11 protein-coding genes are annotated in these 20,907 nt (G+C 74.7%); 8 read left to right on the top strand and 3 right to left on the bottom strand.

Features of this window, described 5'->3' with window-relative positions; genetic code table 11:
• The first annotated feature begins 269 nt into the window (after nucleotides 1–269).
• The 5 genes from RM704_RS12175 (at nucleotide 270) to RM704_RS12155 (ending at nucleotide 13,393) form a co-directional block, all read left to right on the top strand.
• Nucleotides 270–1,136, top strand: coding sequence for a DUF4132 domain-containing protein (locus RM704_RS12175; RefSeq protein ID WP_033525780.1), 867 nt, complete (start codon nucleotides 270–272; stop codon nucleotides 1,134–1,136).
• Nucleotides 1,133–6,046, top strand: coding sequence for a DNA-binding protein (locus RM704_RS12170; RefSeq protein WP_192829590.1), 4,914 nt, complete (start codon nucleotides 1,133–1,135; stop codon nucleotides 6,044–6,046). The genes RM704_RS12175 and RM704_RS12170 overlap by 4 nt, the downstream gene beginning before the upstream one ends.
• A 170-nt stretch (nucleotides 6,047–6,216) precedes the next feature.
• Complete coding sequence (locus tag RM704_RS12165) at nucleotides 6,217–7,377, top strand: ATP-binding protein (protein ID WP_033525779.1); 1,161 nt, start codon at nucleotides 6,217–6,219, stop codon at nucleotides 7,375–7,377.
• A complete protein-coding gene (locus tag RM704_RS12160; protein ID WP_033525778.1) occupies nucleotides 7,374–11,264 on the top strand; it encodes a vWA domain-containing protein in 3,891 nt (1,296 codons plus the stop codon). The genes RM704_RS12165 and RM704_RS12160 overlap by 4 nt, the downstream gene beginning before the upstream one ends.
• Complete coding sequence (locus RM704_RS12155) at nucleotides 11,261–13,393, top strand: hypothetical protein (protein WP_033525777.1); 2,133 nt, start codon at nucleotides 11,261–11,263, stop codon at nucleotides 13,391–13,393. The genes RM704_RS12160 and RM704_RS12155 overlap by 4 nt, the downstream gene beginning before the upstream one ends.
• Nucleotides 13,394–13,537: 144 nt before the next feature.
• Here the strand turns inward: RM704_RS12155 and RM704_RS12150 are convergent, their stop codons facing one another.
• Together RM704_RS12150 and RM704_RS12145 are read right to left on the bottom strand one after the other, a co-directional pair.
• Nucleotides 13,538–14,218: a response regulator gene (locus RM704_RS12150; RefSeq protein ID WP_033525776.1), complete on the bottom strand. Its 681-nt coding sequence runs from the start codon at nucleotides 14,216–14,218 to the stop codon at nucleotides 13,538–13,540.
• Entirely contained in the window at nucleotides 14,215–15,351 is a 1,137-nt protein-coding gene (locus RM704_RS12145; protein WP_037657519.1) for a sensor histidine kinase, read from the bottom strand. The genes RM704_RS12150 and RM704_RS12145 overlap by 4 nt, the downstream gene beginning before the upstream one ends.
• Nucleotides 15,352–15,491: 140 nt before the next feature.
• Between RM704_RS12145 and RM704_RS12140 the strand changes: the two genes are divergently transcribed.
• The 3 genes from RM704_RS12140 (at nucleotide 15,492) to RM704_RS12130 (ending at nucleotide 19,163) form a co-directional block, all read left to right on the top strand.
• On the top strand, nucleotides 15,492–16,208 hold the full coding sequence (locus tag RM704_RS12140; RefSeq protein WP_033525775.1) for an ABC transporter ATP-binding protein: 717 nt from the start codon (nucleotides 15,492–15,494) through the stop codon (nucleotides 16,206–16,208).
• Nucleotides 16,205–18,517, top strand: a complete 2,313-nt coding sequence (locus RM704_RS12135) for an FtsX-like permease family protein (RefSeq protein ID WP_033525774.1) — start codon at nucleotides 16,205–16,207, stop codon at nucleotides 18,515–18,517. The genes RM704_RS12140 and RM704_RS12135 overlap by 4 nt, the downstream gene beginning before the upstream one ends.
• Nucleotides 18,518–18,659: 142 nt before the next feature.
• Complete coding sequence (locus RM704_RS12130) at nucleotides 18,660–19,163, top strand: tautomerase family protein (RefSeq protein ID WP_033525773.1); 504 nt, start codon at nucleotides 18,660–18,662, stop codon at nucleotides 19,161–19,163.
• 58 nt (nucleotides 19,164–19,221) lie between these two features.
• Here the strand turns inward: RM704_RS12130 and RM704_RS12125 are convergent, their stop codons facing one another.
• Nucleotides 19,222–20,892 carry an acyl-CoA dehydrogenase family protein gene (locus RM704_RS12125; RefSeq protein ID WP_033525772.1) on the bottom strand — a complete coding sequence of 557 codons (1,671 nt, stop codon included), beginning with the start codon at nucleotides 20,890–20,892 and terminating at the stop codon, nucleotides 19,222–19,224.
• Between the last annotated feature and the right edge of the window lie 15 nt (nucleotides 20,893–20,907).

Below are 20,907 nucleotides of genomic sequence, written 5' to 3'. Positions count from 1 at the left end.
TGGCCGGTAATACGTACTCCGGTTACGTAGGTCTACGGATGCGTCGCCCCTGTCCGCTTCGATTGGCTTGCCGGACGCCGGAGGGATCGTTCCGCGTGTCCGCTTCACCGTCGGGACGTCCCGACGTGCTGGAGGGGGCTCCGGGGGGAGGCGCCGGACCGGTTGTCAGTGGCTGCCGCTAGCGTTCCGCACATGGTCGCACGTGGGCCGGGATTCCCCGGCTGAACTGTGCTTTCTTCCTGTGGGATTGACGCTAGGGGCTGGGGTACGTGGGTTGGCTGTCGGCGGGCGACGGGTACGAAGTCGCTCTTGTGGAGGGGCGGGTGGCTGCGCGAGCCACCTCGGGCCGTGCGGCGGGACGGCAGTTGAAGTCGCTGCCCAAGGCGCTGAAGGACCACCCCGAGGTGGACCGGCTGCGCCGGTTCGCCGAATGGCTGGATCGGCACGCGACGGCGTGCGTCGAACAGGTGGACGCCTGGATGGTGTCGTCACTGCCCGTACCCACCGGTCTGCTGGCCCGGGTGTGGCCGGACGAGGCGTGGCAGGCCGCGCTGCGCGATGTCGCGGTGGTCGGCGACGACCCGGACGAGGTCGGCTTCCTGCGGGGCGCCACCGACGCCGGCGAGCTGCGGGTGGTGAACCTGGACGGTGAGACGGTCCGCCTCTCCCCGCGCACGGTGACCCTGCCGCACCCGGTCCTGCTGCCGGACCTCGACGACATCCGGGAGTTCGCGGCGGAGCTCGGCATCGTCCAGCGCGTCGAGCAGATACACCGGGCCACCTGGCGACGACCGGACGACCTGGCCGCCAAGGCGACCCAGGTGCGGGAGTTCACCGGCGGCCGGTACCGCTCCCGCTTCGCCCTCGCCGCGCGCGCAACCTCCCTGGGATACCGCGTCTCCGGGGGCTACGCCACCGCCCGGGTCCGGGACGGCGAGCGCACCGTGGAGGCCTCCGTGTGGATCGGGGAGCCGTACTGGGACGAAGAGGTGGAGACCGGCGGTCTCACCTGGCAGGACCAGGACGGCCACGCCCTGCCGCTCGGCGAGGTGGGCCCGGTGGCCTGGTCGGAGGGAATGCGGATGGCCGCGGCGCTGCACGCCGGGCGCGTGATCGAGGAGGGCAAGGACGCATGAGCGGGGGGACGCAGGTGTCGTACGAGGACGTGCTGGCTGCGGGCGGGGTGCTGCCGCCGGACACCGAGGGGGCCGGGGAGCGGGCGGTGCCGCTGACCGCGCGGACGTACCGTCACCCGGGCCTGGAGGACCGGGTGGTGGTGCGGCTGGTCGCCGGGGAGCTGGGGGCGGCGGAGGATCTGGCCGCCGGGTTCCTCGGCCTGGAGCGGGACGCGGAGCCGGCCGTCGTGGGGCTCGGGCTGCGGCAGTCGCTGGGCTTCCCCGAGTGGGTGCTGGTGCACCATCCGGCGGACGGGCACCACGCGCTGGGCATCGTGCCGGACCTGGAGCGTGCCGCACGGCAGGCGAAGTCCAAGCCCAAGCTGGCCATGGACGCCTATCTGGAAATCGGCGAGCGGCTGGCGGCGTCGGTGCCGCACTTCCTGCCGACCTTCTTCGAGCAGGCCGGCCGGGTGTTCCTCGCGGAGGAGAACGCCACGTACGCGGCCCAGTTGTTCACCCGCGCCCGCAAGGCCGAGGCGGAGCACGGGCTGGTCGTCGAGGAGGAGCGGCTCGACGCCGTGTTCCTGGAGTTCGCGCTGGCCGGCGCGCTCCCGGTGAAGGTGCTGTCGGCGTACGCGAAGGAGCTGGCCGCGCGGGTCCCGGCCGAGGAGGCGCTGCGGCGTTTCACCAAGCTGTGCCTGCGCCGCACGGCGGGCGGTCTGCCGCCTTCGGCGCAGATGGCGAACGACCTGCGTCGGCTGGCCCGGGCCGCCGGCCACGACGCGGACCTGACCGAACAGGAGTATCTGGCCGAACTGCTGGTCCTGCCGTCCACGGCGCGCGCGGCGGCGGGCTGGTGGAAGGGCCACCGTACGGCGCTGGTGGCGCTGGCGGCGCGGGAGCCCAAGGTGCGGGGCATCCTGCTGGACACGCTGCCCTCGTCCCACGACGACGAGATGCCCGCGATGTGGCTGGACATGCTGGAGGCCTCCGGCGCCACGGCCGGGCTGTGGGACGGCTCCCTGCCCGACGAGCAGCGTCCGCACGACGGCACGGCGGGCTGGCTGGAGCGGTTCCTGACCTACCGGGAGCGGGCCCGGTCCTGGCGCGGCTCCACCCGGATGCTCGAGCTGTACCCGCTGGTCGAGCGGGCGGCGGACCGCCTGCGCGCCGAACTCACCACCACCGGACGTGAGGTGCGGGTCACGCACGACATCGATCTGATGGATCTGCTGCTGTCCCTGGACGTGCCCGTGGCCGCCCCGGCGAAGGACGGGTCGCTGCCGCTGGAGCAGTGGGCCCCGGGCGAAGGGCACCGCGAGCTGCTGTCGCTGGCCGCCGACCCCCGGTTCCACGAGGGCTTCCGGCGGGGCGCGGACCGCTTCGGCGACGACGACGCGGGGCGACGCGCCATCCGGGTGCTGGCCGCGTCGCCGGGCGGGCGACCGCTGCTGACCGAGTGGGTGCGCGAGGTCGTCCGGCGGTTCGCCGCCGTGGGTCTGCCCCGGCTGCCCGACGCGCTCACCCGGCTGAAGTGGCTGCCCGCCGAGGCGCTGGCGCTCGCCGAGGACGAGGTGCGCGCCGCCGTCTCCACCGACCTGGCGCCGGTGCTGTCACGCACCCTGCGCGCCGGCCTCTTCGACGAACTCGGCTGGCCCGCCTGGGAGGACGCGACCGCCACGCTCGTCCCGAAGGACGACGTCGAGGACATCATCGTCGCCGACGCCTGGCCGCACCTCGTCGTGGCGGGCGCCGCCCAGGCCCGGGTGATCGGCGCGGAGGGCACACTCCTCACGCACGACCTGCGCATCCCCGCGGACGACAAGTGGGGCGACCCGGGCTTCCACCACGTGGACGGCGAGCTGCTCGTCTACTGGCGGTCCCGGGGCAACGGCCTGCGCGGCTACTGGCACACCCGGGCCGACAGCCCCCAGCCCATGGAGGGGCCGGGCGGCACCCGGGGCACCGAGATGGACTGGTACAAGGCCGACCTGAAGACCACCCTGCCCCTGCCGGGCGGCGGCCGGACCACCGGCGCGGGTGTGCTGCACGCCGGGGACACCACGATCCCCGACGAGCGGTGGCTGGTGTTCGACGGCGCCTCGTACTGGGTCTGGCACGCGGAGGGCGAGCGGGACACGCACGGGTTCCACGAGTACGACCCGGCGACGGACCGGCGCGGCCGCATGAGCATGCCCGCCTTCCTCGCCGACGCGCTGCGCGACGCCCCCGAGGGCAGCGTCTACGACAGCGGCTGGCTCGGCCCCTCCCCGACCGTCGGCCACGCACCGGCCTCGGCCCCCGTGGACGGCGTGGTCGGCATCCGCACGGTCCAGCTGCCCGACGGCTCGTGGCGCACCCAGGACCTCGCCGGACACACCGTCACCCTGCCCCGCGAGAGGGGCAGGCCGTCCGCGCTCGTCGTGTTCCCGGGCGACGACCGGGCCCGCGCCGTCGTCCGCAACGGCTGGCAGCTGGAGATCGTCGACCACGACGGCGTGGTCACCTCGGTCGCGAAGACGGACCGCACCCCGGGCGTCTACGGCGAGGGCACGCTGCTGCTGCCTCCGGTGCAGTTCTGGGAGTGCATGACAGCCCGCGACCCGGAGGGCTCCGCCGCGCTGCGCCGTATCGACGCGGCCACGTCGACGGCCCTGCTGGCCGCCGCCGCCCACAAGGACAAGGACGCGCTGCCCGACGCGATCCGCGCGCTGCTGCCGGTCACGCACGACGCCCTCGTCGCGGGCATCGCCGGAGTCGTACGCCACGCCGCCGGCCAGCAGGCCGTCCTCGACGCGGCGGCGGCCCGGCTCACCCGGGCGCTCGACGAGGGAGTGGACGAGCTGGAGGGGCCCGCGGGCCCCGCCGACACCGTCCTCCAAGGCGCGCTGAGCGGCCTCGGCGAGCCGACGCGCCACTGGTGGAACCGCGACGAGGAGGCCGACACCGTCTTCCGTTCGCTGCGCGTGATGAGCAGGGCCGCCGGGCTTCTCCCCGCCACCGCCGCCCCGAAGGGAGCGGCCGTACGCCTCCACCTCGACGGGACCGAACTGCCGAGCGGGCAGCCGGAGTTGTGGTCACTGGCCGACCGCATCAGCGCCATCGCCTTCCGCGCCGCGGCCGCCACCACCTCGGAGGAGCACCGGGAGGCGCTGCGCACCCTGCTCGACCGGTTCGCGGCACTGGGACTGGGGGTCGGTGCCCATGCCGAGCGGTGGCGCGGGGTGATCGTGAGCCTCAAGGCCGACCAACTGCGCACAGCGTCGGGCGAGTGGCGCGCCGGCTCGTGGAACGGTCTGCTGCCGCTGGGCGAGGACGCCTTCCTCGCGATCGTGGGACGCCTTTCCCTTGACGACGACGGCGCCGTCTTCACCGGGTTCTTCCACGACCCGACGGGACGCTTCGAGACACCGGAGCCGTACACCCTCCGCGAGTCCTGCCCGGTGAGCGGGGCCGGCGAGGCGGCCCGGCTGGGCGCGCTCCTCGCGGAGCTGGCGGCGCGTGGCCCGGCCCCGTGGTTCCCGGAGGCCGCCGAGGAGTTCGCGCGTCGCACCGGGGTCACCGACACGATGGCCCGGCTGATCGTCGCCGGACTTCCCCAGGTGGACCTCTACCAGCGTGCGTTCCTGTCCACGGAGGCACGCAACGCCCTCGGTGTGAAGCTGGCACCCGCGGCCGTCGCCAAGGACGAACTGCGCGGCGTCGACGGCGACATCCGCGCCGCGGTGGTGGCCGCGCTGCTCCCGGCCGACCCCGCCCGGCTGTGGACCGAGGGGCCGGACGTGGCCGCCGCGGCCGAGGTCTGGAACAGAAGGGTGGGCAGGCGGACGACCGTCCCCGAGGAACTGTTCGCCGACGCGACCCGCGCGGTCAAGCACTCCCCGTGGGAGCTCCGGGCCGCCCTGCCCGCGCTGCTGCACCCGGCCGGTGAACCCCGGCTCACCCAGGACCTGGAATGGGCCGTCAAGGGCGACCGGGTCCGGCCCGTCGACGACAACGCGGTCGGGTTCACCGCGGACACCCTCGTCGGCTCGGTCGGCCTCGCCGCCTGGCTCGCCCACCGGCTGCCCGCCGGCGACCCGCTGCGGGCCGCGCTGCCCGCCGCGCTCACCGCCGTGCGCGAGCGGCTCGCGCACCCCGGGCTCGTGCTGGACCTCGGGCGGTACATCGGCCTCCCCCAGTTCCGGAAGACCGCGGGCACCCCGACCGAGGTCGGTGAGGGCTTCGAGCGGTACGGCGCCGTCATCCTGGCCACCCACGACGACCAGCCGGCGCCCGGCATCCGGGTCGCACTGCTCGACGAGGCCGGCCAGGACCCGTACCTGCCCGCCCTGCGCGTCGACGACCAGCAGCCCTACGCCGCCGAGGTGGCGCTGCGACTGGCCCGTTCCGCCCAGTACGCCGCGCTGCTGGCCGACCCGGGCGACCCGGTGGCGGGCGAGCGCGGCAAGGACGGCACCTGGTGGCCGCAGGACCCGAGCCGTTCGGTGCCCGAGCTGGTGACCGAGGTGGCGAAGGAGTACGGCCTCGGCGAGGACGCCGCCACGCTCTATCTGATGCTGCTCGCCATGCCCGACCCGACGGACCGGATGACGGCGCGCTGGACGGGGTGGAAGCCGGCCCGGCTCAAGGCGGCCCGTGCCGAACTGGCCGGGGGCGAGCTGGTGGTGGAGGCCACCCGTGCCAGGGCAGGGCGTTCCCTCTTCCTGCCCGGCGCCTGGGTCGACCCCAAGTCACCGCGGCTGCCGCTGGAGCGGTGGAAGCTGCCGCTGTTCGCCGGCCTGATGAGCGACGAGCAGGCCACGCTCGACGTGATCGTGCCGTCCGAACCGGCCGCCGACCTGTACCGCAGGGCCTGGCAGCGGATCCAGGACGGCGACACGCCCCGGTTCGAGGAGCTGAAGGTGCGGCGGGGCCGCCGCCGCTGAGCAGGGGGCGCCCGGCCGCCGGGCGCCCCGGTCTCGCATCACCTGCACGAACGGCGGCCCCGCCTGGTGCCCTGCCGACCTCCCGACGTGCTGACCTCCCGACCCACCGCCCTTCTGACCCTTTGACTTTCTGCCCCTCTGACCTACTGACCTACTGAGCAAGGACGTTCATGACCCCGACCGACACGGCGACGGCCCTTCCGGCCCGGCAGACCCTGCCCGCCGAGGAGCGCCACGCCACCGAACTCGACTTCCTCGCGGCCCATGACGAGGGCCCGCGTCCGCCCGGCTGGCGCCTGACCCCGCGTGCCGTGGTCACCTTCGTCTGCGGCAGCGGCGGCGAGGCACTGAAGCTGCCCAAGCCGCACGAGACGCTGCCGGACAAGCTGGTGATCGCGCCCAAGTTCGTCGGCGAACGCGCCCTGGTCGAGCGGTGCGTGGTCACCCTCGCCGGTGAGCGCGGCCTGCTGCTCGTCGGCGAGCCCGGCACGGCCAAGTCGATGCTCTCCGAGCTGTTGTCGGCCGCCGTGTGCGGCACCAGCGCGCTCACCGTGCAGGGCACCGCCGGCACCACCGAGGACGCCTTCCGCTACGGCTGGAACTACGCCCTGCTGCTCGCCCAGGGCCCGACCCCGCAGGCGCTGGTCGACTCTCCGGTGCTGGGGGCGATGCGCTCCGGCCGGGTGGCACGGGTCGAGGAGATCACCCGCTGTCTGCCCGAGGTGCAGGACGCCCTGGTGTCGATCCTGTCCGACCGCCGGGTGAGCGTGCCCGAGCTGTCCGGCACGGACGACGCCCAGGTCGCGGCCGCGCCCGGGTTCACGGTCATCGCCACGGCCAACCTGCGCGACCGGGGTGTCTCGGAGATGTCGGCCGCTCTCAAGCGCCGCTTCAACTTCGAGACCGTGCACCCCATCGCCGACGTCGACGCCGAGACCGCCCTGGTCCGGCGGCAGGCGGAGGCGGCGGTGCAGCGGGCGGGGGCGGCCTTCGGCGTGGACGACGCGGTGCTCGACGTGCTGGTCACCGTCTTCCGCGATCTGCGTGCCGGGCGTTCCGCCGAGGGCTGGGACGTGGAACGCCCGGGCACGGTGATGTCCACCGCCGAGGCCGTGTCGGTCGCGGCCTCGCTCGGGGTGGCCACCGCGTACCTGCCCGGTGGGGACGTGCTCGACCTCGTCCCCGGGCACCTGCTGGGCGTGGTCCGCAAGGACGACCCGGCCGACCACGCCAGGCTGCTCGGCTACTGGGACGGCCCGGTGCGCCGTCGCGCCGAGGACGGCTCGGCGATGTGGCGCCGCCTCTGGGACCTGCGGGAGAACCTTCGGTGACGACCACTCAGGAACCGCGGGAGGCCGTCACCGCCCTCGCCGACTCGGCGGCGCCGTACCTGCTGGGGGTACGGCACCACAGCCCGGCCCTCGCCGCGGCCGTACCCTCCCTGCTCGACGACTCCGGCGCCGACGTCGTCTGCGTGGAGCTGCCGGCCGACTTCCAGCACTGGCTTCCCCACCTCTCCGCCCCGGGCACACTCGCGCCGGTCGCCCTGGCCGGGGCGGGTGAGGGCGGCCGCCTCGGCTTCTACCCGTTCGCCGACTTCTCCCCCGAACTCGCCGCCCTCCGCTGGGCTCGGGAGCGGGGGAAGGACGTGGTGTGCTGCGACCTGCCGATGTCGCATCCGGCGTGGAGCACGGACCGGGCGGAGGTGACCACGGCCGGGCCCGGCCCGTCCTCGGCCCGTCCGGCGTCGGACCCTAACCGTCCCACGTCGGACCCGGACCGTCCCACGTCACACACGGACCGTTCGACGTCGGACCAGGACGGCCCGAGGGCGGCCCTCGTCTCGCCCACCGACTTCGCGGCGGCGCTCACCGCCGCCGGGACCGGTCGTGACGGTGACGACCTGTGGGACCGGTGCGTGGAGGTGCTCGCTCCCGGCTGTACGCCCGAGGCGATCCGTCGCGCGGCCCTCGGCGTGGGTTGGGCGTTGCGGCGCGACGCCGAATCGGCGGGCGGCGTGCCGTCGGTCGACCTGGCCCGTGAGGCACACATGCGCGACACGATCGTCCGCGCCGCGGCGGGCGGGCGCCGCGTCGCGGCCGTGATCGGCGCGTTCCACGCCCCGGCACTCACGGACACGGCCACCGGGGAGGCGGACCCGGCCGGCGCCAAGGAGGGAGCGGCCGGAACCGTCGGCACGCAGACGGCCGGGACGGCCGGAACGAACGGGACGGACGGAGCGATGTCGGCGTCGGGGGCGGGCGGCACCGCGGCCGGGGCCCGGGGAGCGGGCCTCGTCGGGGAGCACCCGCCGGTCGTCACCTCGCTCGTCCCGTACGCCTTCGACCTGCTGGACTCCCGCTCCGGGTATCCGGCGGGCATCCGCGACCCGCGCTGGCAGCAGGCGGTGTTCACGGCCGGGGGCGACCCCGAGCTGCTGCACGGCGCCGCCGCGCGGGCGATCACCGATGTGTGCCGGGAGCTGCGCGCGGCCGGGCACACCGCGGGCACGGGCGAGGCGACCGAGACCCTGCGGATGGCGGGCGACCTGGCCAGTCTCCGGGGTCTCGCCGCCCCCGGCCGGGGCGAGGTCCTGGAGGCGCTGACGACGGTGATGGGCCAGGGCGAGCCGCTCGGGCGGGGCCGCGCTCTCGCCCGGGCGCTCGAAGTGGTGCTGGTCGGCACCGAGCGGGGCCGGATCGCACCGGGCACACCCCGTTCCGGTCTCGGCCCGTCCGTGGAGGCGGAGTTGGCCGAGGTGCGGCTGCCCGGCCCGGAGGACCCCGCCTCGCGCGAACTCCGGCTCGACCCGCTCCGCTCCGCCCTCGACGGCCGCCGCGAGATCCTGCTCCAGCGCCTCGCGGCGTGCGGTGCGGGCTACGGCGAGTCCGCGGAGGTGGCCGGCACGGGCGACGGCACGGCGCTCACCACGCGGTGGCGGGTGTCGTGGACCCCGGCGGTTCCCGTCCGGCTCGACCTGGCCGGGATCCGGGGTGTGACCGCGGCCCTGGCAGCCGAGGGCACCCTGCGGGAGACCTTCCGCCGGGAGTCGGCGGACGGGGGGCCCACCTGTGCCCTGGTCCTCGCCGGGCTCCGGGCGGCGGCCCGCTGCGACCTGCCCGCGCTGGTCGCCGACCGGCTGGCGGACGCCGCCGCGGTGCTCCCGGCCGCGGCCACCCTGCCGGAACTGCTCGAAGCGCTCGACCTGTTGGAGGCGCTGCGCCGGGGCCATCTGCCCGGCACCACACCCGAGGGCAGGTCGTCGGCGGCCGATCTGGCCGTCGATCTCCTGGAGGCGGCGGTCCGCGCGCTGCCCGGTCTCGCGGGCAGCGACCAGCCGGAGGACGCGGCCGCGCTCGTCGCGCTCGCCTCCCGGGCCGGTGAGCACCGCCTCGGTCTGCGGATGGACGACGCCCTGGGCACGCTGGCGCGCACCGGTTCCCCGCTGATACAAGGGGCTGCCCTCGCCGCCCGGGTCCTGCTCGACCTCGACGGCGCCGACACCGTCGGGACGCGGGCGGCCGGCTGGATCGACACGGCCACCGGCCCCGACGGCCGCCTCGGGCTCGCCCGTCGGCTCACCGGTCTGCTCAGCGGCGCGGCCCCGCTGCTCCAGTCAGCGCCGACCGCGCTGGACCCGCTGCTCGACCGCGTCGACACACTCACGGACCAGGGCTTCCTGGACCGGCTGCCCGCCCTGCGCGGCGGCTTCGACACGCTCACCCCGGCCGGCCGCGACCGTCTGCTCGGCACGGTCACCGAACGCCTCGGCGACCGTCTCGACCTGTCCCTCACCGCCTCACCGGAACTCCTCGCCCTGTGGACGGCGGCGGACGCGGCGGGCCTGACAGCGGTCAACTCCCTCCGGCTGCCCGTCCGTACGACCCCGGCGGGCGCTCCCGAGAGCAGCACGCAGAGCACCGCCGTCACGCAGAGCCCCGCAATCGCGCAGAGCCCCGGTGCCACGGACGGGCCGAAGGCCTTGACCGGCGTCCCGGCCGCCGGGACGGCGACCGCCCCCGCGCCGGCCGGCTCCCCCGCGACCGTCGGGACGCTCCGAGCCCCCACCGACGGTCAGGCGTCCGCCTCGCCCCTCCGCCTCTCGCCCACCGACCGGTGGCGGCTGCTCCTCGGCCGGGAGAGCGAGAAACTGCCGCAGGACGCCCGGCGTTACGCGCACGCGCTGGACGAGTTGTACGGCACCGGCCGGGGCGAGGGCTCCTCGGACCTCGGCCGGGGCGGCCCGGGTCAGGGCGGCGGCCAGGAGGCGTCGTTCCCCACGGCCCGGGAGTGGGGCGAGGAGCTGGACGCGCTGTTCGGCGCCGAGGTCCGTGAGGAAGTGCTGGCACGGGCCGCCGACCGAGGCCGTACGGACGTACTGGCCGAGTTGGACCCCAAGGCCGTCCGCCCTTCGGTCGATCTGCTGACCTCCGTGCTGAACCTCGCCGGAGGAATGCCCGAACAGCGACTGGCCAGGCTGCGCCCGCTGGTACGACGGCTGGTGGACGAGCTGGCCAAGGAACTCGCCACCCGGATGCGCCCCGCGCTCACCGGCCTGGCCACCCCGCGTCCGACCCGCCGCCCCGGTGGCCGGCTCGACCTGCCGCGCACCCTGCGGGCCAACCTGGCGAGCACCCGCCGTACGGCGGACGGCCGGACCGTCGTCGTGCCGGAGCGGCCGGTGTTCAGCACCCGGTCCCGCAAGGAGGCGGACTGGCGGCTGATCCTGGTCGTCGACGTGTCGGGGTCGATGGAGGCCTCCGTCATCTGGTCGGCGCTGACGGCGGCCGTCCTGGGCGGCGTGCCCACGCTGTCGACGCACTTCCTTGCGTTCTCGACCGAGGTGATCGATCTGACCGACCGGGTGGACGACCCGTTGTCGCTGCTGCTCGAGGTCCGGGTCGGCGGCGGCACGCACATCGCGGCGGGGCTCGCACACGCCCGTTCCCTGGTGACCGTGCCCAGCCGGACCCTCGTGGTCGTCGTGAGCGACTTCGAGGAGGGCCACTCGCTGGGCGGGCTCCTGGGCGAGGTCCGGGCCCTCGCGGGTTCCGGGGTGCACCTGATGGGCTGTGCCGCCCTGGACGACACGGGCACCCCCCGCTACTCGGTTCCCGTCGCCCAGCAGCTCGTCGCGGCCGGGATGCCGGTCGCCGCCCTCAGTCCCCTCGCCCTCGCCCGCTGGGTGGGGGACCGCCTCCGCGGAGAGAGCCGATGAACACCGAACTGCCCCCGGCGGCACCCGACGTGGTGGCCGCCGCCGTCGAGAGCCTGACCTCCCGGCTGCGTAAGAAACTGGACGCAGCGGTCGAGACGTACGCGGCCCTGCCCGTCACGGTCGACGGCGACACCCTGCGCGTCCGGTGCGGCGAGGACGCCGAGGTCACGCTGACGCCCGGCCCTTCGGGCGCGGTGACCGACACCGAGGGGGCGATGTGCAGTTGCCTGCTCGCACCCCGCTGTCTGCACCGCGCCGCCGTCCTGAGCGCCTGCCCCGTGGCCGACGCCGAGGCCATGTCAGCGGTCACGGCGGAGCCGGAGCACGAGCCGGCCGGCACGACGGCAGGCCTCCACGGAAGCGCCGGCGAGGCCCCGACCGCCGGGGGCCCGCGAGCAACGGGCGCGACCGGCTCGTCGGCGGGCGGAGGCCCCGTTCCCGCCGGAGCCGACGCGTCCCGCGAGCCCGGCAGGTCCTCCGCGTCCGCCACGCCCGCCGACGGCACGACGTGGGCCGCTGCCGCCACCGCTGCCGACGCGACGGAACCGACCGAGACCGGAACCACCGACGCGACGGGACCGACCGAGACCGGCACCACCGGCAGCGTTGGCAGCGCTGAAGGCACCACCCCAGTCGGCAGGGCCGGAGACCTGGGCGACGGCGGCAAACCCCCCACTCCCGCACAGGTCGCCGCCGCGGCCGGTCTCTGGGCGGCCACCGCGGCGGTGCTCGCCGCCGGGGTCCCGGCGGCGGGAGCGGTGCCGCAGGCGGAGTTGCTGCGGGCCGCGCACACCGCCCGGCTGGCCGGACTGCACCGCGCCGAGGCGGCGGCCCTGCGGGTCGTACGCGGACTGCGCGGGGCGCGGGCCCGGCACGACGGCCACCGGCTGGCCGACCTGGTCGCGAGCGTCCGCGAACTGCTGCTCACCAGCGGCCTGTTGGCGGCGGCGAACCCCGACCCCGCCCTCGTCGGCACGGCGCGGCGCGCCTACCGGCCGGGCGGCGGTCTGCGGGTGCACGGCGTGTGCCGGGAACCGGTGATCTCGGCCACGGGATACGGCGGTGTCGTGACCCATCTCGTCTCCGACGACGGGAACTGGTTCTCGATCGCCGACGTGAAGCCGGGCGGTCCGGCCCGCGCCCGGGGTGCCGCCCGGGCGACGGTCGCCCTCGGCTCCGGGACCCTCGACCACGCCCGCCTCTCCCGTGGCGGACTGCTGATCTCCGGCGCGACGGTCTCGCCGGACGGCCGCCTCGGCTCCGGCAAGGGCGTGCGGGCCACTCCGCTCGCCGGTCTCTCCTGGACGTCGGGCCCGCTCGCCGCCCTGTTCGCACGCCCCTTGGCGGAGGCGGTCGCCGAGCGGCTGACCGGCGGCCCGGGTGCCGACCCCGAGCAGGCGCAGCAGGAGGCGCGCAGGCTGATCGGCTGCGACCTGGTCGTCGTCGGCGCGGCGGGCGACCAGCTGTTCGCCCGCGAGGTGTCCGGCTCCGGGGAGTCGGCCGACGGCGGTCTCCTCGTCCGGCTGACCCCGGCCAACGGCCACCCCGACCTCGCCCACATCGCCAACTTCCGTCAGCTGGCCACCCGTACCGGTCTGCGGATACGGGTGCTCGGCCGCCTCGAACCCGACCGTGCCGCCACACTGCGCCCGCTCGCGATCGGCCCGGTGCCGGGCACCGAGGCGACCCTGCGGCTGCCGGACGAGTGGCAGGGCCACGCCGACCTGGGCTACGACCGCCTCCAGGGCGCGCACTTCCCGCCGTCGGACGACCTGCCCGCGGTCGACGTCCCCGCCGGGGTTCCGGCCGACCCGCTCGCCGAGGCTCCGTTGTGGCGGCTGCGCCGACTGGTCGAGGTCGCCGTCTCCGGGGGGCGCCGCGCGGTCGCCGAGCCGGCTCGCGACGGCGACCGCGACGGAGGGGGCGCGGCCCTGCGGCGCAGTGGGTTCCGGGCGGGTGCCGACCTGGCGACGGCGCTCACCGCGGAGGCGGACCGCCGCTCCCGCGACGTCTTCGGACGCGTCACCGACCCCGACCCGGACCGCTACGCCCGCGCCTGGCTCGCCACCGCGATCTACCTGACCGGCACCGAACGCGCCCTGATCCAGTCCACCTGGCGGCCCCACTGAGGTCTGAGGGACCCACGGGTCCGGGCCCACGGTCTGCCCGCGGGACTCGTCGGTCTGCCCGCGGGACTCGTCGGTCTGCCCGCGGGACCCGTCGGTCCGGCCGCGGTACCCGTCGGTCCGGCGGGCCGGGCGCCGCCCGCCGCGTCAGAACTCCCTGACTCTGACCAGCCCCTTCTCATAGGCGATCACGACTGCCTGGGCACGGTCACGCAGATGGAGCTTGGCGAAGATGCGGGCCACGTGCGACTTCACGGTGGCCTCGCTCAGGGTGAGTTCGGCCGCGAGTTCGGTGTTGGACAGGCCGCGGCCGAGGAGGGTCAGGACCTCCAGTTCGCGCGGGGTCAGGACCTGGAGGTCGGCGGAGAGCGCGGCGGGTCCGGCGGCTTCCGTCGCGAAGCGCTCCACCAGTCGTCGGGTGATCGAGGGGGCCAGCAGCGCGTCGCCGGTGTCGACCAGGCGTACGGCCGCCGCGAGATGCTGGGGGGTGACGTCCTTCAGGAGGAAGCCGCTGGCGCCGATCGACAGAGCCGCGTAGACGTAGCGGTCGAGGTCGAAGGTGGTGAGGATGAGCACCCGGCACTCCGGGTTCGCGGCCAGGACGCGTCGGGTGGCCTCCAGACCGTCCATGTTCGGCATCCGGATGTCCATCAGCACGACGTCCGGTTCCAGTTCGCGGGCCATCGCCACCGCTTCCGCGCCGTCGGCGGCCTCGCCCACCACCTGGATGCCCCGGGCGGTGAGGATCAGCCGGAACCCGGTCCGGATCAGGGTCTGGTCGTCGACCACGAGCACGCGGGGCGCCGCTTCGGCCCCGGCCGGCGTCACGGTCGGTCCAGGGGGATGCGGGCGCGGACCCGGTAGCCACCGCCGAGGCGGCGCCGGGCGTCCAGGTCGCCGCCGTACACCGCGACACGCTCGCGCAGGCCCATCAGCCCGCGCCCGGTGCCGTACGGATGGCGCGGGGCAGGCCGCGCGGGGTGCGTTGGCGAGGGAGTGCCGCCGGTCAGCACGCTGGGGCCGGTGTTCAGCACCTCCACGCGCAGCGCCCGGTCGGTGTACCGCACGGTGACTTCGGCCTTGCCACCGTCACTGTGTCTGAGCGCGTTGGTCAGCGCCTCCTGGACGATCCTGTACGCCGTCACGTCGATGCCCTGCGGCAACGGACAGGGCTCGCCGGAGATCCGTACCTCGACGGGCAGACCGGCGAACGAGATCCGGTCGACCAGCGGCCCCAGCCGGTCGAGTCCGGGCTGGGGCGTCAACTCCGCCGACTCCACCCACTCCGCCCGCTCCACGCACCCCACTCGTTCCACCCGCTCCACCCGCTCCATTCCATGGGTCGGCCCCGTCGGCCCCGTCCGCCTCATCCGCCCCATCGGCCCCGTCCGCCCAGTCGACGCCGTTTCCTCCGTCCGCCGCAGTCCCTCCGCCGGGCCGCCGCCGTGCCGGCCGGTACCTGAGCGGACCACCCGTCCTTCGCCCCTCGCCCCACTGTCGGCCCCAGCCCCAGCCACGTCCGCGTCCACGTCCGGGGCCGCGTCCTCCCGCGCGTCCGGGGCCCCCTCCGGCTCCTCACCGTTCTGCGACGGCGCCAGCAGGCCCAGCAGATGCCGGAGGTCGGTCATCGCGCCGCGGCCCGCGTCCTCGACGGCCAGCAGAGCCGCCGCCGCCTCGTCCGGCATGGTGCCCAGCACCTCCCGGGCCGCTCCCGCCTGGACCACCATGAGGCTGACGTTGTGACTGACGATGTCGTGCAACTCGCGGGCGATACGGTCGCGTTCGGCCGCGATCGCGGCCCGCGCGGCGCTCTCCCGCTCCCGTTCGAGCAACCAGCCGCGCTCCCCCACCGCCTTCTGCCACCGGCGCCGGGTGCGCACCAGAGCCACCGCGAGACCCGCCGCGAGACCCGCCACCATCCCCAGCGCGGCCACCGGCCCGTCCGCCCCCCACTCCCACATGGGGTTCACCTTCGCAGACCGGCCCGCCGCCGCGCATCCGCCCCGGGATGCGCTCCCCTGCATCTCCGGGATGAGGAGCGGGTCATGGTGCCGTCCCGGGAGGGATGTCGAGGCGGCGCCGCTCGCCTAGCGTCCGGTGCATGGTCAACGAGGAGAACGAGAACAGCAGCGCGGAGGCCGTCGTACGACTCGACGGTGTGCGCAAGGAGTACGGGGAGACGACGGCTCTGGACGGGGTGTCGCTGGAGATCCGGGCCGGTGAGGCGGTCGCGGTGATGGGCCCCTCGGGGTGCGGCAAGTCCACGTTGCTGAACATGATCGCCGGTCTGGACCGTCCGACGGGCGGCACGGTGGTGGTGCACGGCGAGAGCGTGGGAGAACTGACCGAGAAGGGGCTCGCCCTGTACCGGCGGCGCCGCATCGGCATGATCTTCCAGTTCTTCAACCTCATCGACGACCTGTCGGCGCTCGACAACGTGGCGCTGGCCGCCCAGTTGACCGGTACCTCGGCCCGGCAGGCCCGTCGTCGCGCGCTGGAGCTGTTCGACGAGCTCGGCATCGCCGGCCGGCGCAACGCGTACCCGGCGGTGCTCAGCGGCGGGGAAAGGCAACGGGTCGCCGTGGCACGGGCGTTGATGAACCGTCCGGCCCTGCTGCTGGCGGACGAGCCGACCGGCGCGCTGGACAGCCGCGCGGGCGAACAGGTGATGGACCTGCTGCTCGACCTCAACCAGATCGGCCAGACGCTGATCATGGTGACGCACGACGAGCGGCTCGCCCGGCGCTGCGCCAGCCGGCTCGTCGAGTTCGCCGACGGCCGCGTGTGCGGCGAACACACCCTGGAGCCGTCCGTATGAGGGCCGTGTGGCGCGCCGCGCGCGCGGCGGTACGGCGGCGCAGGCTCCAGACGTCGGTGATCGCGCTGATCACGCTGACCTCGACGGCGGCGATCGTGGTGGCGCTCGGTCTGGTCGACGCCGCCTCCTCCCCCTTCGACAAGGCCTTCGGCGCGCAGCGCGGGCCCCACGTGGTCGCGGCGTTCGATCCTCAGAAGGTCTCGGACGGTCAACTGAAGCGGGCGGCCCGGCAGTCCGACGTCGCGGCGCTCGCGGGCCCCTTCCGGCAGGCCACCGTCGAGCTGCCGAGGGAGGTCATGAACTACGGCCTCGGCAGCGAACTCACCGTGGTGGGCCGGTCGGACCCCGGGGGTCCGGTGGGCCGGTTGGACCTGTGGGCGGGCCGCTGGGCCACCGGTCCCGGCGAGGTCGTCCTGAACCGGCAGTCGGACTGGACGGCGGACGACCTGGGCAAGGAGCTGCGGCTGCCTTCCGGCCCGACGCTCACCGTCGTCGGCTTCGCCTTCGATCTGAGCCGCACCGCCGACGCCTGGGTCGCTCCCGGGCAGATCGAGGCGCTGCACCCCACGGCCACACAGCTGCTGTTCCGCTTCTCGGACGCCACATCGGAGAGTGAGCTCCGCAGCCGACTCGCGGCGGTGACAGAGCAGTTGCCTACGGGCGCGCTGGCCGGCTCGCGGTCGTACCTCACCCTCAAGGAGCGGATAGGCAGTTCGGCGCGGGCGTACGCGCCCTATCTGATGGCTTTCGGTGTCCTCGGCATCGTCGTGGCTGTGCTCATCGTCGCCCATGTGGTCAGCGGCGCGGTGATCTCCGGTTTCCGGCACATCGGCATCCTCAAGGCGCTCGGATTCACCCCGGGGCAGGTGGTGGCCGTCTACCTCGTGATGATCTCCGTCCCGGCGGTGCTGGGCTGCGTCCTCGGGACGGTGGCCGGCAATCTGGCGGCACGGCCCCTGCTGCGGTTCGCGTTCACGGGCCCGGACGCGGGGGTGTTCCACGACAGTGTCTCGCTCGCCCCCTGGGTCAACGTCCTCGCCCTGGCCGGCATGCCGACCGTGTGCCTGCTCGCCGCGCTCGCGCCCTCGGTGCGCGCCCACCGGCTGCCCGCCGCGCGGGCGATCAGCGCGGGCAGCGCACCGCGCGCCGGCCGTGCGCTCGGTGTCCAGCGCCGACTGGCGGGCAGCCGGCTGCCGCGCTCGGTGAGCCTCGGGCTGGGCCTGCCGTTCGCCCGGCCGGGGCGCAGTGCCCTCACGCTCGCCGCCGTGGCCGTCGGCGTGACCACCGTGACGTTCGCGACCGGGCTCGCCACGACGATGGACCGGTTGGGCACCGCGGGTCGCGACGCCTACCAGGTCACGGTCTACGTGGGGAAGCATCGCGACGGCAAGGAGACCAGGCCGGTCCACGACGACCTCGCTCTGCACGCCCTGCTGCGCTCGCTGCCGGGCGCCCGCGAGGTCACCGCCAGGGCCGACACCGAGGTCCGGCTGGCCGGTTCCACGGAGAAGCTGTGGCTCGAAGCCCGTCGCGGCGACCACCCTCTGATGGGCAGCGTGCTCACCGAGGGGCGGTGGCTGCGGGGCAGTGGTGAGGCGGTGGCGGGATCGGCCTTCCTGCGCAGGCACGGCCTGGACGTCGGCGACCGCTTCCGGATCGAGAAGGGGAATCGCGGCGCGGACGTGGTCGTCGTCGGGGAGTACATGGAGACGAACGCCCGGGTAGTCGTCGCGGACTGGGCGACCATGCAGGCAGTGGCACCGAAGGAGAAGCCCATCGCTTACCACGTCAAGCTCCGCGACGGGGCCGACGCGGGAGCCTACGCCCGCGCCGCCGAAGCGGCCGACGAGGGGCTCAGCCCGTCTCCGACCGGCGCCAACTCCGTCACCCGGACCATCATCGGCTCCGCCACCGCACTCACCCTCCTGCTCGCCGCCGTGGCGTCCCTCGGTGTCTTCAACACCGTCGTCCTCAACACCCACGACCGCCGTCGCGACCTCGGCATGCTGAAGTCCATCGGCATGACACCACGCCAGGTCACGGTGATGACGGTGACCTCGATGACGCTGCTCGGGGCCCTCGGCTCGCTCCTGGGCATCCCGCTCGGCATGGCGGGCCACCAGCTGGTCGTTCCGCGTATGGCGGACGCGGTGGACCTGACGCTGCCGTCGTACATGACGGACGTCTGGCACGCCCCGGCCCTTGCCCTGCTGGCTCTCGCGGGCCTCGCGATCGCCGTCCTGGGCGCGTACGTCCCGGCACGCCGCGCGGCCGGGCTGACGATCGCCCAGGTGCTGCACAACGAATGAGCGCCCGCCCCGAAGCCGGCACCGGCGACTCACCGCGCGCGTGACCAGCAGGAACGTGGCCTTCCACCGCGATCGAGAGATTAGAACAGTCGTCATAGACTCTGGTACCGTCCTCCTATAACGATCGCTATAGGAGGCGGCCATGACCATCATCACCGTGAACACCACACAGGGCCGTCTGGACCTCGAACAGCGCAGGGCGCTGGCCGAGGCACTGACGGACGCGGTCCTCGTGCCCGAGGTCGGCCAGTTCGCCCCGGCCGCACGGGCCGGGTTCCAGGTCCACTTCGTGGAGCGGGCCGCCGACATGATGGCGATGGGCGGGCGCCTGCTGACGGACGCCGAGCCGACGGCCGACGTCATGGTGATCGACGTGACCGTGATGGACGGCGACTGGCGCCAAGAGGTCCGGGCCGAGGTCATCGAGCGGATCCTCGCCGCGATGGCCGAGGCGTGCGGGGTGGCACAGCCCTCGCCCACGTGGTGGGTCACCTTCCGCGTCGTCGACGAGGGCAGCTGGGGCTCCAGCGGTGGAGTGCTGTCGGTCCTCTCCCTGCTCGACAGCGGTGTGTTCACGGAGGAGAAGTCCGCGGCGATCCGCACGGCGCTCGGCGCCCGAAGCCCCCGAGTCGCCCGAAGCGCCTGAAGCGTCAGAGCCGTCGGCCATCAGAACCGTCGGGCCGTCAGAGCCGTCGGGCCTGCGGTCAGCCGGCCGGCAGGGCCCGGCGCAGGATGCCGTCGAGGTCGGCGGAGCCCGGGAGGGTGCCGTAGGCATGCCCCCAGTCGCCGCCGAGCCGGGTCGCGCAGAAGGCGTCGGCGACCGCGGCCGGCGCGTGCCGGACCAGCAGGGAAGCCTGGAGCACGAGGGCCATGAGCTCCACCAGTCGCCGGGCACCGGTCTGGTCGGCCTCGCGCACCGCGTCCTTCAGCCGGGCGGCGGCCGCGTCGAGCCGGGCGTCCGCGCCCCGGGCCAGGGCGAGTTCGGCGAAGAGTGCCTCGGCGGTCTCGGGATCGTGGGTCAACGCCCGCAGTACGTCGAGGGCGTTGACATTGCCCGAGCCCTCCCAGATGGACAACAGCGGCGCCTCGCGGTAGTGACGGGGCATACCCGAGTCCTCGACGTAGCCGTTGCCGCCCAGGCACTCCAGCGCCTCGGCGGCGAAGGCCGGGCCGCGCTTGGTCACCCAGTACTTGCCGACAGCCGTGGCGATCCGACGGAACCGCCGCTCGCCCTCGTCCCCGCGCACCGCGCGGTCGGCGGCGCCGGCCAGCCGCAGGGTGAGCGTCGTGGCCGCCTCGGACTCCAGCGCGAGGTCGGCCAGGACGTTGCGCATCAACGGCTGGTCGAGCAGCCGCGCCCCGAAGGCGCTGCGGTGCCGTGCGTGGTGACCCGCCTCGACGAGCGTCCTGCGCATCAGGGCGGCCGAGCCCATCACGCAGTCGAGTCGCGTGCAGTTGACCATCTCGATGATGGTCTTCACACCCTGCCCCTCGGGACCGACCCGCCAGGCGACGGTGCCGTCGAACTCCGGCTCCGAGGAGGCGTTGGAGCGGTTGCCCAGCTTGTCCTTGAGCCGCTGGATCCGGAAGGAGTTGCGGCTGCCGTCGGGCAGCACACGCGGCACCAGGAAACAGCTCAGCCCGCCCGGCGCCTGGGCCAGCACCAGGAACAGGTCGCACATCGGCGCCGACGTGAACCACTTGTGCCCCCGCAGGGTGTACACACCGGGCTCGGAACTCGGCGTGGCCGTCGTGGTGTTGGCCCGTACGTCGCTGCCGCCCTGCTTCTCGGTCATGCCCATCCCGGCGAGCAGTCCGGGCTTCTCGGTGGGCACCCGCAGGACCGGGTCGTACTCCCGGCCGGTCAGCAGGGGCTCGTACACGGCGGCCAGCTCGGGCTGTCGGCGCAGCGCGGGCACGACGGCGTACGTCATCGAGGTCGGGCAGGTGTGTCCGGCCTCCGTGTGACCCCATACGAGGGCGCCCGCGATGCGCGCGACATGGGCGCCGGGCCGGTCGTCCGCCCAGGCCGCGCCCGCCAGGCCCTCGCGCACGGCGGTCCGCATCAGGTGGTGCCAGGCGGGATGGAAGTCGACCTCGTCGATCCGGTTGCCGTAGCGGTCGTGGGTGCGCAGTTCCGGCTCGTAGCGGTTGGCCTGTCCGGCCCACTCCTGCGCCTCGGCACCACCGGCGACCAGCCCGAGCCGCCGGACGCCCTTCTCGGCCCACTCCGCGCCCTCCCTGCGCAGCCCCTCCCACAGGGCCGCGTCCTCGGAGGCGTCGTACGGGGCGAGGGGCGGGGGCTGGTTGGTGACGTCGTGGGTGGCGGTGGCGGTGGCGTACTGCGGCTGCGGGTGCGCGAGCGTCGGGACCATGCCGCGAGTATTACA

It is taken from the genome of Streptomyces gottesmaniae (genome assembly GCF_031845845.1).
Taxonomy (GTDB): Bacteria; Actinomycetota; Actinomycetes; order Streptomycetales; family Streptomycetaceae; genus Streptomyces; species Streptomyces akebiae.
This window is presented reverse-complemented; position numbering and strand designations above follow the sequence as displayed.